Annotated in this window: 7 protein-coding genes; 3 read left to right on the forward strand and 4 right to left on the reverse strand. The window is 70.2% G+C overall.

The features are described 5' to 3' along the window. Nucleotides 1–485: 485 nt before the first annotated feature. Both Aco03nite_RS02240 and Aco03nite_RS02245 read right to left on the reverse strand, forming a co-directional pair. The gene (locus Aco03nite_RS02240) at nucleotides 486–4,034 is read right to left on the reverse strand and encodes a hypothetical protein (RefSeq protein WP_203792871.1); all 3,549 of its coding nucleotides are present in this window, start codon (nucleotides 4,032–4,034) and stop codon (nucleotides 486–488) included. A 31-nt stretch (nucleotides 4,035–4,065) separates the two neighbouring features. Further along, nucleotides 4,066–7,020 (reverse strand): glycine--tRNA ligase, encoded by a 2,955-nt coding sequence (locus Aco03nite_RS02245; protein ID WP_203792872.1) that lies wholly within the window; start codon nucleotides 7,018–7,020, stop codon nucleotides 4,066–4,068. A 45-nt stretch (nucleotides 7,021–7,065) separates the two neighbouring features. On the opposite strand from Aco03nite_RS02245, the gene Aco03nite_RS02250 reads away from it, so the two are divergent. Further along, nucleotides 7,066–8,208 carry an acyl-CoA dehydrogenase family protein gene (locus tag Aco03nite_RS02250; RefSeq protein ID WP_203792873.1) on the forward strand — a complete coding sequence of 381 codons (1,143 nt, stop codon included), beginning with the start codon at nucleotides 7,066–7,068 and terminating at the stop codon, nucleotides 8,206–8,208. Between the two features lie 57 nt (nucleotides 8,209–8,265). Here Aco03nite_RS02250 and Aco03nite_RS02255 read toward each other — a convergent pair whose 3' ends face one another. Together Aco03nite_RS02255 and Aco03nite_RS02260 are read right to left on the reverse strand one after the other, a co-directional pair. Continuing rightward, complete coding sequence (locus tag Aco03nite_RS02255; RefSeq protein WP_203792874.1) at nucleotides 8,266–9,099, reverse strand: hypothetical protein; 834 nt, start codon at nucleotides 9,097–9,099, stop codon at nucleotides 8,266–8,268. Nucleotides 9,100–9,197: 98 nt separating this feature from the next. Beyond that, nucleotides 9,198–10,721, reverse strand: a complete 1,524-nt coding sequence (locus Aco03nite_RS02260) for a sensor domain-containing diguanylate cyclase (protein ID WP_203792875.1) — start codon at nucleotides 10,719–10,721, stop codon at nucleotides 9,198–9,200. Nucleotides 10,722–10,849: 128 nt separating this feature from the next. On the opposite strand from Aco03nite_RS02260, the gene Aco03nite_RS02265 reads away from it, so the two are divergent. Further along, complete coding sequence (locus Aco03nite_RS02265) at nucleotides 10,850–11,512, forward strand: HAD family hydrolase (RefSeq protein ID WP_203792876.1); 663 nt, start codon at nucleotides 10,850–10,852, stop codon at nucleotides 11,510–11,512. 1,118 nt (nucleotides 11,513–12,630) lie between these two features. Further along, nucleotides 12,631–14,385, forward strand: a complete 1,755-nt coding sequence (locus Aco03nite_RS02270) for a glycoside hydrolase family 6 protein (RefSeq protein WP_203792877.1) — start codon at nucleotides 12,631–12,633, stop codon at nucleotides 14,383–14,385. Nucleotides 14,386–14,413: the final 28 nt, after the last annotated feature.

The raw sequence follows: 14,413 nt of genomic DNA on the forward strand, positions 1-14,413 counted from the left end.
TTTTCCCGCTGCGGCGTTTCACTCTCGCCACCGCGTAGCGTCCCGGCCCTTTCCGGTGCCGTGGTTCACCTCCACCGCTACCAACCTCCAAGCCCTTCTGTCCGGCCCGGGGCGTGGTCGCCGTGATCGTAAGCTCGGCCCGGATGACGCTCGCCCACCGGCTTCCCGGTGCCGCGCTTCATCCCCGTCGCTACACAACCTCCAGGCCTGGTCATGTCCGCAGCTCCGAGCCCCGCGATTCGCCATCACCCCATCCACACCGCATGGCGTGGGACGTCGGCGGGCGGCGTCCTGCTCGTCCTGCCGTCGATCCTTCCGACTTGCCGCCGATCCGCTCGTCCTGCCGCCGATCCGTTCGATCTGCCGCCGACCCTCTTGCGACCTGCTTGCCCTGCCTCTTGGCCGTGGTCTCCCGTTCCACCGGCTGCGCAGGCCCACATGTCCGCCGATCCGGGCTGAGGCCAGCGCTGAGATCTGCGCTGAGGTCAGCGTGTGAGGACTTCGCTCAGGCGGCGAGCTTCGCGAACCAGGCGGGAGGAACCCCGGCGGGCGGCGGTCTCCGCCAGCCCGGCGATTTTGTCGGTTTCGCCAGGCCCGGCGATCTCGGCGCTGCTGTCGAAGGATCCGGCTACCAGAGTGGCCAGTTCGACAAGATCGGGAAGACCGCGCGGACCCGTGGCCAGCAACGGTGGCAGCGCGGTCCGCACAACGGTCCAGACCGCAGCCGAAGCTCCCGCCTGATGGGCCTCGGTGAGTGCCGGGACGACCCGGAGAAGTTTGACCGTACCGTCGGCCGCCAGGTCGCCGAGCGCGATCCCGATCTGTTCGGCAAATGGCTCGCTCCCAGCTGCCAGCAGCAGAAACGCGTCGACCGCTGCCACCCGCCCGGAGTGCCCGCGTGCGCCGAGCCCGTAGGCGAGTGCGAGCCCCATAGCCGGCCCGACCGGCCCGGAGGCCTCGGCGAGAACAGGCAGCAGAGCCCCGTCCAGCCCGTCGTCTCCGGAGAGAACGGCCAGTTCCGGCAGCATCCAGGCAGCCGCCACCTCACGATGATGCGGCAGCACCATGGCAAGAATCCGCCCACTGTCCCCCGAGAACCAGTAGCCGTCCTGGTAGAGCCCCGATGACCGGACAAGAGTGGACACCGCCAGCCCCAGCCTCCCACTCCCGACCCGCTCGGACAGCAGAGTCCTCGACCGGCTCCCGACCCGCTCGGAGAACAGAGTCTCCGAACCACTCCCGGCCCGCTCGGAGAGCAGAATCCCCGAACCACTCCCGGCCCGCTCGGAGAGCAGAGTCCCCGAATCACCGAGGGCAGGTCGAAGGCTGGTGACCGGTTTGGAGGGTGGTGGCGGGCCGGCGTACGCAGGTTGAAGGCCGGCCTCGGCTCCGTCGGACGATGGGCCGGCGTGGGTCGCTCGGCTGTCGGGAATGCCCGGACTGGAGAGTCGCGGTGCCGAGTCCGTGCCGGTGGGGTGAGAACCAGCCGTAGATCTATCGGCGGAATCAGACGTCGAGGTGCCCGGGGCAGAGCGAAGGTCGGCTATCGGGCGGACGCAGTTCGCGGGCCCAACGTCGCTCGCGGTTCCAACGTCGCTCGCGGTTCCAGGTCCGCCCGCGGTTCCAAGGTCGCTCGCGGTTCCAAGGTCGCTCGCGGTTCCAAGTCCGCCTGAGGTTTCAAGGTTGCCCGGGGGTCCGAGTCCGCCTGAGGTTCCAAGGTTGCCCGGGGGTCCGAGTCCGTGCGTGGGGCTGAGGCCGTTTGCGAGGCTGAGGCTGTGTGCGGGGCGCAAGTCGACCACAGCCCGGCGAGCGATCACCTCTCCAACGCTGTCGGTGGTGGTCTGGTCGTGACGAGTACTGATCGGTGCCGGTAGGCCGCCGGCCGCCAGCCAGTCCGCGAGGCGTCTGCCCGATGGGGAACTCAAGGTCTCGGCCCTGGCACGGACTTCTGGGCCGGTGGTCGGGGTGACCCGGAGCAGTGCCTGTTCGAAATCGATGGCCGGTGGATCCCAGCCGTCGGCCTCGGCCCGGGCCAGCCGCGTGATCAGGACGTCGGCGTCGATGGCGCCGGTGACATGGGTAGGTGTGGCCAGCAGGAAGGGGAGCGGATCGCGGGACGGCCCGACCGGGGAATCGGTGCCGGAAGAGGCCGGGGAGGTGGTGCCCGAGGAGGCCGGGGAGGTGGCGCCCGAAGAGGGTGGGGAGTTGGTGCCGGACGAGGGCGACAACCTCACGGCCAGTTCAGCGATCCGCAGGGTGAGCACGACTTCCGGACCGGTGAAGACGGCACGATCCAGGACGTCACGGGTGGATGCCTTGGCGACCGAGAGCAGAAACCGCCGGATCGCCGGGCGTGGCTGGTGGCCGATGACGGTACGGATCGTCTCGCCCAGGAAGGCGAGCCGCCCACCGTCCCGATCGGCGAACGCGGAATCGTACCGGTGCATCACCGGTTTCAGGGCCGTGGCCAAGGTCTCGCGCTCGCCCGCCGCGTGCAGCCGGACCAGAGCGTCCAGGACCCGTTCCCACCCGATCGCACTCTCGGCCGTCACCAGAGCGACCACTTCCTCAGCCAGTTCGGCAGCGCTCCCGATGCCCGGCGGCATGAGCGAGACCCCAGCCACCTGTGGACCGCCGGCCCCTTCAACGGCGATGGCGGACCCGTCCACAGGGACAGCAAAACCGCCAGCGCCCGGAACGCCGCGAGAGGAAGGCGCAGCGGAGGAAGGCACGGCGGAGGAAAGCGCGAGGGTGGCGCGTGCGGGCCCCATGACGGAGGCCGGCCCAGAGGCAATGGCAGACATGGCGACGGAGGCGGACTCGGTGGTGAAAGCAGCCACGACCGCCCCGGAGGAGTGCGCCGGAACAGGACCAGCGAGAGCCGAAACCGACGGGGGAGTGATGAGGAGCGCCCCCGCCCGAGGCCGCAGGACGTCAGCAAGAGCGGTGGCCGCCACCGCGAGGTCGGCCAGAACCCCGGGATCGAGGTCGTTCAGATGGCGCAGAACCAGCGTGAGCGCCTGCTCCTGCATGTCAAGGGCCGGATGCCCGAACGCCACCGCAGCCGTGGCGGCGATCTCCCCGACCCGGGAAGGCTCCCGCCGGGCGACCCGGCCCAACCAGGTGAGCTGCGCCTTGACCAGCCCTTTCTCCGGCCGCAGCAGGGTTTCAGCGCTGACCGGGAGCAGCACCTCCACCGCCAGTAGCCCGGCCTCGTCGGCAACCCGCAGGGAGCGTTGCGCCAAACCCGCGACAACCGGCGGGGCGGAGACGAGCAGACGGCCGTAGTCGGCCGCATGCCCGCTGATCTCGGCCGGACCAGGAGCGATCCGGTCGTGCAGAGCCAGGAACGGCCGGAGATGCCCGGGCCGGTCACCGCGCACGAGCCGATCCAGGGTCCTGCCGAGGAGCCACTCCCGATCGATCCGCCCGTCGACGACCAGCGCCAGCAGACTCTCCGCGACGCGTGGGTCGGTGAGTGACGCGCCGACCCCGTCGATCTCGAAGGCGGCCGGCAGCAGCAGGTCCAGATGGGGCACCGCGGCCAGGTCGCGGTCCTTGTGGAAGGCCGCACCGACCCAGGAGCGGACGACACCGAGGGTGACCGGTGGCTCGGCGGGGTCCTCGGCGAGCAGGGTGGTCAGGAACTCCCACTCCCGGGGCCGAACCCCCTCGGCCGGGAGCTTGGTGGCGAGGCGGACCCCGAGGTCGGCGGTCCAGGTCAGCCGCCGGGCGCGGGCGATCGCCACGAAGTCGGTGATCGGTATGCCGTTCCAGTTCGCCATGTCGCGATGCCGGAGCAGGACGGCGGCGCGGGCCGCGGACGGGGCACAGGCGATCACCGCGAGGGCGTGGATGCGCGTGAAGTGGCGGCCGCGGCGCCACCACACGTCGTGCTCCGACCGGATGCGCGCGGTCAGCTCGCTGAAGGCCGCGAGGCGCTCGGCGTCGCTCGCGGCGAGCAGCAGGGCGGTGGCCGCCCCACTGTCGCCGTCGAGCACGCACCGGTCGATCCCGGCCCAGTCGAAGGACATGACCGAACCCTAGAGCCGGGGTACGACATTTCTAGAGCCGCAGGTGATCCCAGTCGAGGAGGCCGTCGCCGAGGTCGCGGACGGTGGCGAGCAGGCCCAGGCGGGCGGCCCGCAACGCCGGGTCGTCGGCCATCACGAACACCTCGTCGAAGAAGGTGCCGACCGGGCCGACCAGGCCCTGGGTCGCGGCGACGAACGACGACACGTCGGTGAAGGCGGGCACCGCGACGACGGCCTCGTGCAGCGCCAGTTCGGCGGGTTCCTTGAGCAGCGCCGGATCGTACCCGGCGGGCGTCCCGGCCGGCACGATCCGGCGGGACCGCTGGACGGCCGCGGCCACGGCCAGGAAGCCCGGGTCGGTGACCGCGGTGGCGAGCTGTCCGAGCAGCACGTCGGTCTGTGCGGGACGCGCGAAGTGCGGCAACACCGCCCGTACCCGGTCAATCGGATTTTGATCTTCGGTGAGGACCTGCTCCAGGCGCTTGGCGAGGAACTCACCGGCCGCCGTGAGCACCTCGTCGGAGACCGGCACCGGCTGGGCCGCGGCCGCCATCCGCAGGCCCTCGACCAGGGAGAAGTCGGCCAGCGCCGGGGTGGCGCGGTGCACCGCGAGCAGGCCGAGCACGGCACGCCGGACCGCGAAGGGGTCGCTGGAGCCGGTGGGCAGGCCGACCGTGGCCGCCAGGCCGACGACCAGGTCGAGCCGGTCGGCCAGCGACAGCAGCGCACCGGGCACCGACGCGGGCAGCACGTCACCGGTGTTGCGCGGCAACTCCGCCTCGTAGACGGCCTGCGCCACCGGCCGGTCCTCCCCGGCGTGCAGAGCATAGTCGCGCGCCATCACGCCGGCCAAACTGGTCATCTCCGTGACGAGCTGCGATCCGAGGTCGAATTTCAGCAGCTCAGCGGCCTTCTTTAGAACAGGTGAACCAAAACCGACGCGCTCGGCGATAGAGAGAGCAAGGGACGAGATCCGGTCGGCCCGGTCGGCCATCGAGCCGAGTCTGTCAGTGAAGGTGAGGCGATTCAGGTGGGCTTTCATCTCGGCGATCGGCGTCGCGAGATCCGCACGGTAGAAGAAGGCCGCGTCCTCGTAACGCGCCCGCAGCACCGCCTCGTTGCCGCCCCGCACGAGCTCCACGTCGACCGGCCCGTTGGCCACCGTGACGAACATCGGCAGCAATGCCCCGTCCGCGTCCCGCACCGGCAGATAACGCTGGTGTTTGCGCATCACCGTGGTGAGCACCGCGTCCGGCAGCGACAGATAGCTCTCGTCGAAGGTGCCGAGCAGCGGCAGCGGCTGTTCCACCAGGTCGGTGATCTGGTCGATGAGCGCGGCCTCGCCCTTGACGTCGATCTTCCCGTCCGGATAGACGAGGTCCTGCGCACCGATCACGATCAGTTCCCGCCGGTCCTCGTGGTCGGCGACGATGCCGTTGACACCGAGCGTCTCGAGGAAGGTCTCGGCCGAGTCGACGTCGATGTGCGGCGGCACGGCGGTGCGCAGCAGTCGGGTGCGCCGCCCGGCGGCCAGGGTGGAGACCGCCACCGGCACCACGTCATCGCCCCAGAGCGCGGTCAGCCAGCGGACCGGCCGGCTGAAAGCCAGCTTCGGGTCGTTCCAGCGCATGTTCTTGGCGGCCCGCAGACCGGTGACGACCTGCGCGAGCACGGCGGCGAGCACGGTGGGTGCCGCGCGACCGGGTTCGTGCTTCTTGACCACCACTGTCGGTACGGTGTTCACCTCCTCGACCGTGACCTCCGCGATCGTCACCCCCTGCCCGCGGACGAAGCCTTCGAGGGCCTTGGTCGGAGCGCCGTCGGCGCCGTAAGCGGCCTGTGCCTTGGGGCCCTTGACCGTGCGCACGTGATCGTCCTCACGGGCGGCGACGGCCGCGACCACGGCGATGATCCGCCGTGGGGTGCCGAAGACACGAACCTCGCCGTGCTCCAGCCGGGTGCCCGCGAGTCCTTCGGAGAGCAGTCGCTTCACCTGCTCACGGGCCGACCGCAGCTCGGCCGGCGGCAGTTCCTCGGTGCCGATCTCGAAGACCAGGGTGCGCGCGCCGTCGGCGGTCTGCACGGCGGCGGCCGGCCGGGCGGCGTCGGGCGGGGCGACCGTGCCGAGCGGCAGGCCCAGCTCGGTGCGGCGGTCCACCCAGAGCTTGGCGACCTCTCCGGCGAGCCGCCGCATCCGGGCGAACTCGGCGGCCCGCTCGGAGGTGGAGACGGCGCCCCGGGAGTCGAGCACGTTGAAGGCCTGCGAGCACTTGAGCACATAGGAGTGGGCGGGCACCGGCAGCCCCGCGTCGACCATCCGCTGGGCCTCACCGGCGTAAAGCTCCAGCAGCCGCCGGTTGGCCTCGATGTCGGCGTCGTCGAGGTAATAGCGCGACATCTCGTATTCGGACTGGCCGAAGACCTCGCCGTAACTGACGCCGGGGGCGTACTCGATCTCCTTGAAGTGGGTCTTCTCCTGCAGCGCCATGATGATGCGCTCGATGCCGTACGTGATCTCCACGCTGACCGGGTCGAGGTTGAGCCCGCCGACCTGCTGGAAATAGGTGAACTGGGTGATCTCCAGCCCGTCCAGCCAGACCTCCCAGCCCAGGCCCCAGGCGCCGACCGCGGGGGCGGCCCAGTTGTCCTCGACGAAACGCACGTCGTGCGCGGTCACGTCGATGCCGATGGCGGCGAGGCTGCCGAGGTAAAGCTCCTGCGGATTGCCCGGGTCGGGCTTGAGGATCACCTGGAGCTGGGTGTGGGTCTGCAGCCGGTTCGGGTTCTCGCCGTAACGGGAGTCGTCGGGCCGCACGGACGGCTCGGGGTAAACGACACGCCACGGTTCCGGCCCGAGCACCCGCAGGAGAGTCGCCGGGTTGAGCGTTCCGGCACCGACCTCGGTGTTCATCGGCTGAACGACCAGGCACCCCTGATCTGTCCAATACGTGGTCAACCGGGCCAGTGCGTCCTGCATGGTGAGCATGGGACCGAAGTCTAGGTGCGCCCGCACGGGGGTAGGTACGCAAATATGCTCGCCGGAGACCTTTACACCTTCCAGGACCTCCTAACGGATGAGGAGACCGCCACCGTCAAACGGGTGCGCGAGTTCCTCTCCACCGAGGTGACACCGATCGCCAACGACTACTGGGCGCGAGCCGAGTTCCCGCACCACCTGATCAAGCGGTTCGCCGGGCTGGGTCTGGCCGGGACGAAACGGTCCTCCCTGCTCGACGGCTGGCTGGCGCTGGAGATGGGGCACGCGGACGCGTCGATGGCCACGTTCTACGGGGTGCACGCCGGTCTGGCGATGGGCAGCATCCAGGAGTGCGGTTCCGCCGAGCAGCGGGAGCGCTGGCTGCCGTCGATGGCGTCGTTCGAGAAGATCGGGGCGTTCGCGCTGACCGAGCCGACCGGCGGCTCCGACGTGGCCGCCGGCCTGCGGACGGTGGCGCGGCGCGAGGGCGACACCTGGGTGCTGAACGGGCGTAAGCGCTGGATCGGCAACGCGACCTTCGCCGACCTGATCGTGGTCTGGGCCCGGGACGAGGCGGACGACCAGGTCAAGGGTTTCGTGGTGCAGCAGGACACCCCCGGGTTCACCGCCACCAAGATCGACAACAAGATCGCTCTGCGGATCGTGCAGAACGCCGACATCGAACTGGCCGGGGTGCGGGTTCCGGAGGCCGACCGGCTCCAGGAGGCCCACTCGTTCAAGGACACCGCGCGGGTGCTGCAGCAGACCCGGGCGGGCGTGGCCTGGCAGTCGGTCGGCGTGATGCTCGCGGCGTACGAGATCGCCCTCGCCTATGCCGGGGAGCGCAAGCAGTTCGGTCGCCCGATCGCGAAGTTCCAGCTGGTGCAGGATCTGCTGGTCCGGATGGTCGGCAACGTGACCGCCTCGATGGGCATGTGCGTGCGCCTGGCCCAGCTGCAGGACGCCGGAATCTACAAGGACGAGCACTCGGCGCTGGCCAAGGCGTACTGCACGACCCGCATGCGAGAGGTGGTCGGCTGGGCCCGTGAGCTGCTGGCCGGCAACGGCATCGTGCTGGAGTACGACATCGGCCGGTTCGTCGCTGACGCGGAGGCGCTGTACTCGTACGAGGGCACCCGTGAGATCAACTCGCTGATCGTCGGCCGTGCCATCACCGGTCACGGAGCCTTCGTCTGAGCCCGGCGCCCGTGGTCGCGGACCGGACGCACCGGCCCGCGACCAGCGGGAGAACGGTCAGAGGTATACCTTGCGGACGATCCGCTGGGTGGCGGTGAACGACAGGTTGCACTGGGTCAGCTCACCCGCCGGGGCGGGGGCGCTGGTCCACTCGAAGTAGAAGCGGCCCCGGGTAAGGCCGGGGTTCAGGTCGAACTCGGCCGGCCCCTGGCCCTCCGGGAAGTCACGCCAGCCGGGATCACCGGGCTTGAAGGCGTTCTGCTGGCTGTCGGCGAACCCGATCCGGCCACCGGACTTCGGCTGGAGACACTCCCGCGACAGCGTGACGTGGATGGGCGCCGCGTCGACGAACTGCTCCGGCCCGACCGTCTTGCACGCGGGCAGGCAGGACATCTTGCCGGCCGTCCAGGAGTAGAGCTTCTGATCGGTCGCGCGATGCGTGTAGACGCTCAGGTACTCGGTGGCGTTCGCGACGATCGCCAGTTTCCGGTTCCGGTACTCGGCGATGTAGTCACCGGAGACGGTGGCCTTGGTGGACCACCGGAACCGGCCGGAGTTGCTCGCGGTGGCCGACCCCGCGAACTTCCGGGGGCCCTTCTGTCCGCGTACGAAATAGAAATCGACCCGGCCGGCATTGCCGCTGTCCCGGTCGATGATCCCGGCGACACCGGTGAACACCACGGTCGCGCCCGGGGTGGTCTCCTTCGGCGCGGCGGTGAACTCGATGTCGGCCTGCGGCTCCGGCTCCGGTTCCGGCACGTCCGCCGCTGCTCCGGGCTCCTCCGAGACGGCAGGCGGGGGCGGCGGGTCCGGGGCCGCCCATGCCGGGGTCGCACCGGCCATCGAAACGGCCAGTGTGGTGCCGGCGACGAGCCAGCGAGATACGCCCACCTTGTCCTCCCGTGGGGTAGTTTCATGATCTTTCAACCGGAAACTACCAGGGTGGAATAGGCCTTAAGTCACTTATGACGGGTTCACTGCGGGCCGGGTCACCCCTCGGCCACGCACACCCCGCCACCAGCGCGTTTGGCCTGGTACATGCACGCGTCGGCGGCCCGGATCAGCTGCGTCACCTCGGTCCCGTGCTCGGGGAACAGCGAGGCCCCGATGCTGGCGCCGATGCGTACCGGCTCGCCCTCGATGTCGAACGGCTCCCGCAGCCGCTCGCAGATCCGCTTGCCGACGATGTTCGCCGTGCTCTCGTCCGGATCACCGGTCAGCAGCACCGCGAACTCGTCACCGCCGAGCCGTGCCACCAGGTCCGGGCGGCGCACCACACCCTGCAGGCGCTTGGCGACCAACTGCAGCAGCACGTCACCGGCATGGTGCCCGATGGTGTCGTTGACCTGCTTGAACCCGTTCAGGTCGAGCAGCAACAGAGCCACCCGGGTACCGGTGCCGGCGGCGATCTCCACCGCGGTCCCGGCCCGGTCCAGCAGCATCTTCCGGTTCGGCAGCCCGGTCAGCGAGTCGTGGTTCGCCTGGCGGGTCAGCTCGCTCATGTGCGCCGCCGCGGCCTCCCGCATCCGGGCGCTGTCCATGATCAGGGTGCCCTCGAAGGCGAGTTGCTGCGCGAAGATCCGGTCCTGGGCGCTCCAGTCCCGGGCGCCGCTGGAGTCACCGCACATCACCATGCCGACCGGGCCCTGTGCGGACATCAGCGGCATCGCGATGAACGACTGGAAACCGATCGATTGGACGAAACCACCGGCCCGCACCTTCGTCGAGCCGGCGTCGGCGACCAGCAGCGGCTCACCCTTCCCGGCGGCGTTGCGCCACACCGGCGACTCGTCGGCCGGCTGCCCCAGCAGATTCACGGCCACCGACCGCAGCACCTCGTCGGGGAAACCCACCCCGTGCACGTACCGGATCAGGCCGTCCGCGTCGATCAGGTGCAACGCCGCGTGCTCGGTGCGGAACGCGGCCGCGCACGAACGGGCCAGCAGCTCCGCGGCCGCCTCCACGTCGCCGGCGTTCATGCCCTGCTCGAACATGTCCCGGATGGTGGAGCTGCTGTGCGCGACGAACTGCCGCTGCCGTTCCGCCGCCAGCCCCTGCAGGGTGGTCGCGAAGTGCAGGGCCATCGTCGAGATCGTGTCGAGCTGCAGCTCCTCCAGAGCCGGGGCGGTCAGCAGCAGCACACCGACGGTCTGCCCGCCGATACGCAACCGGATCGCCATCTGCTCGCCGGAGACCACCGGTTTGCCGCCGGCCGGGGCACGGAACACCTTGCCGGCGACCATCTGGTCCCGTCGGCCCGGCTCGCCGACCTGGGCACTGACCGTCATCATGCCGGTCTCCGAGTCCAGCTCGAAGACGGTCGCGGCGGTCAGCCCGGCGATCGCCCGCAGATGCGGGGCCGTCAGGTCCAGGACGTGTTGCGCCGAGGGGGTGTCCCGGGTCATGAACGCCACCAGTTCGGCGAGCATCAGCCCATGCCGGTCCGGTGTCACGAACTCGCCGCCGGCGCCCGCGACGGGACCGGCGGTGTGCATCTCGCTGCCCACGCTCATGGCAGTAGGGTCGGCATTCGCGGGCCACGGTTGAGAAGCCGAGCGCATGCCACAGGTCGCAATACGGGTGCGGTTCCGGGTCCGGGCCCGATCTGGCCCCGTCGGCCGCGGCACGATTGAATCGGCGGATGGGGATCAAAGCACTCATCTTCGACTTCGACGGCCTGCTCATGGACACCGAGACCACCCTGCTGGACAGCTGGCGGCAACTGTGGCGGTGGCACGGGCTGACCCTCGACGAGACCCGGTTCTTCGCCGACCACGGCGGCAACATCAGCGAGGCGCGGTACGCGGAACTGGCCGCCGCGGTGGGCCCCGCCTTCGACCGCACGGCCGGGGACACGCGGCGAACCGCGTACCGCGACGAACTGCACCGGACACTCGGCCTGGCCCCCGGCATCGCCACCTGGCTCGCCGAAGCCGAAGACGCGGGCCTGCGCCTCGCGGTGGCCAGCAGCTCCGCCCGGATCTGGCTCACCACGAACCTGGAACGGACCGGTGACCTGCCACGCTTCGAGGTCCTGGCCGGCGGTGACGAGGTGGCCGCCCCCAAACCGGACCCGGCGGTCTACCTGCTGGCCCTGCAGCGCCTGGGTCTGCAGCCGTCGGAGGCGCTCGCGTTCGAGGACACCCCGCACGGGGTCACGGCCGCCACCCGGGCCGGCCTCCGGTGCGTGGCGATCCCCAACGCTCACACCGACCCGTCCCGCTTCCCCCACGCCACGTTGCTGCTGCCCACAGCCACGGCGGCTGCCTTGCCCGACGTCCTGACCCAGATCAACACCTGGTGACCCCTCTCCGTCGTACGGCACCGAGAAGTCGAGTCCGCCCCGACCTGGCGCCCGTCCCGCTTCGGCTTCGGCTCCGAAGTTACGCCGATCGTGCCGGGCCGGGCGCGGCCCTGTGGATAAGTCGCCGCTGTGGACAACCAGCGGCCTACCACCGAGAAGCGCCTAACGTCGTGAGCAACCGGCAACCGCCGAGCGGCAACGGTTGAAGACCGCGGGAGGAGGAGGGGCGCCTGAAAAGGGCTGGGCGGTGCGAAAGGGATGGGGGCTGCCCGGAGCGGATGGGGACGCGGCCGGGGAGGGGTGGAGGACTGCGCGAGGAGGAGGGGTGGCTGAAAAGGGCTGGGCGGCGCGGAAGGGATGGAACCGCGAATCGGTGAGATCGCGAGGGGGCCGGACCGGGCGAAGGGATGAGACCGCGCGGAGGGACGAGACCTCGGGGAAGGGGCGACCGGGCTGGTGCCGGCATCCGTGACCGGCGAGCCCGCGGCGGTGGCGTGGGTTGACGTCGCAGTGAGGTCGCGATGGCTCGTGGCGGCGTGGGCTCAGGCCGTGTTGGCGGTGGTGGCTCGTGGGTTGAGGCTGTATTGGCGGTGGTGGCTCGGGGTTGAGGCCGTATTGGCGTGGTGGCTCGTGGGCTCAGGCCGCGATGGCTCGTGGTGGCGTGGGCTCAGGCCGTTCAGGCCGTGTTGGCTTATGGGGTGAGGCCGTGGTGGCTTGTGTGGCCTGGGTTCAGGCCGCGGTTGCTCGTGGTGCCATGGGCTGTGGCCGTGGTGGCCGTGGTGGCCGGGGTGGCCGGGGTGGCGTGGGCTCAGGCCGTGACGGCCGTGACGGCCGTCACGGCCGTGGGGGCCGTGACGTCCGTGGGGCCGTGGGGGCCGTGGGGTGCTGGACGCCCGGTGAGTGGGGCTGGCGTGCTGGAAAGCGACCCCTCCCGGCGGCGTGAACTCTCAGTTGCCTTGCTGTTTCTGAATGATTGCGCTGGGAGCGCTCCCATGCGAAGCTGTCCACATCGGCCAACGATCCCCACCGATGTGTTGGTCGGTCGAGCCCGGCGTGCTCCCACGTCGAACCCGTTCCCCGGCGTGCTCCCACGCCGTCCCCGTCTCGAGGAGTTCTCTATGAGACCCATCCCCACCCGCGCCAGGGCGTTCACCGCCGCTGCCGCCGTCGGTGTCGTCGCCGCCTCGGGGGCCGTCGCCGTCGCCACCAGTGCCAGCGCCGCGGCCGGTTGTCGCGTCGACTACTCGGTCAACCAGTGGAGCAGCGGTTTCACCGGCAACGTGACGGTCACCAACCTCGGTGACGCGATCACCAACGGCTGGACGCTCACCTGGGCCTGGCCCAGCGGTCAGACGGTCACCCAGGGCTGGAGCGCCACGATCACCCAGTCGGGGGCGAACGTCACCGCGGTCGGCCCGTCCTGGTCGGCCTCTCTGCCCACCAGCGGCACCGCCACCTTCGGCTTCAACGCCAACTACCCGGGGACGAACACGGCTCCGACGTCGTTCTCGCTGAACGGCACGGTCTGCAACGGCTCGACCGGCGGCTCGCCGTCGCCGAGCACGAGCACGTCGCCGAGCACCTCACCGTCGCCGGGCACGAGCAACCCGCCGCCCGGCAACAAGGTCGACAACCCGTACGCCGGAGCCCGGGGTTATGTGAACCCGGAGTGGAAGGCCAAGGCGGAGTCGGTCTCCGGTGGCAGCCGGGTCTCGAACAACCCGACCGCGGTCTGGATCGACCGGATCGCCGCGATCGAGGGCACCGACGGCAGCAGCTCGAACGGTTCGATGGGTGTGCGGGACCACCTGGACCGGGCGCTGACGCAGGGCGCCGGCTACATCCAGTTCGTCATCTACAACCTGCCCGGCCGGGACTGCGCGGCGCTGGCCTCCAACGGTGAGCTCGGCCCGTCCGAACTGCCGCGGTACAAGACCGCGTACATCGACCCGATCGCCGCGATCCAGGCCGACCCGAAGTACGCGGCGCTGCGGATCATCAACATCGTCGAGATCGACTCGCTGCCGAACCTGGTCACCAACGTGGGCAGCGCTCCCGGCGCCACGGCGGCCTGCGACACGATGAAGGCGAACGGCGGCTACGTCCAGGGCATCGGTTACGCCCTGAACAAGCTGGGCGCGCTCGCCAACACCTACAACTACGTGGACGCCGCCCACCACGGCTGGATCGGCTGGGACTCGAACTTCGCCCCGACCGCCGACATCATGCTGCAGGCCGCCCAGGCGTCCGGCAACGTGAAGAACGTGCACGGCTTCATCACCAACACGGCCAACTACTCGGCGCTGCGCGAGACCTTCTTCACCGTCGGTACGAACGTCGGTGGCACCTCGGTGCGGCAGTCCAAGTGGGTCGACTGGAACCAGTACGTGGACGAGCTGAGCTTCGCCCAGGCGTTCCGGACGAAGCTGGTCTCGATCGGTTTCGACTCGGGCATCGGCATGCTGATCGACACCTCCCGCAACGGCTGGGGCGGTTCGGCCCGGCCGACCGCGGCGAGCACCAGCACGAACGTGGACACCTTCGTCAACGAGTCCCGCATCGACCGCCGGATCCACGCCGGCAACTGGTGCAACCAGTCCGGCGCCGGCCTGGGCGAGCGCCCGACCGCGGCCCCGGCCGCCGGTATCGACGCCTACGTCTGGGTGAAGCCGCCGGGTGAGTCGGACGGCTCCAGCACCCTCATCCCGAACGACGAGGGCAAGGGCTTCGACCGGATGTGCGACCCGACTTACACCGGTAACGCCCGTAACGGCAACAGCATGTCGGGCGCGCTGGCCGGCGCCCCGATCTCCGGCGCCTGGTTCGCCGCCCAGTTCTCGCAGCTGATGGCGAACGCCTACCCGGCCCTGTAAGGCATCAACAAGCGACAAACCGGCCGGT

Origin of the sequence: Actinoplanes couchii (genome assembly GCF_016862075.1) — a bacterium.
In the GTDB taxonomy this organism is placed as follows: Bacteria; Actinomycetota; Actinomycetes; order Mycobacteriales; family Micromonosporaceae; genus Actinoplanes; species Actinoplanes couchii.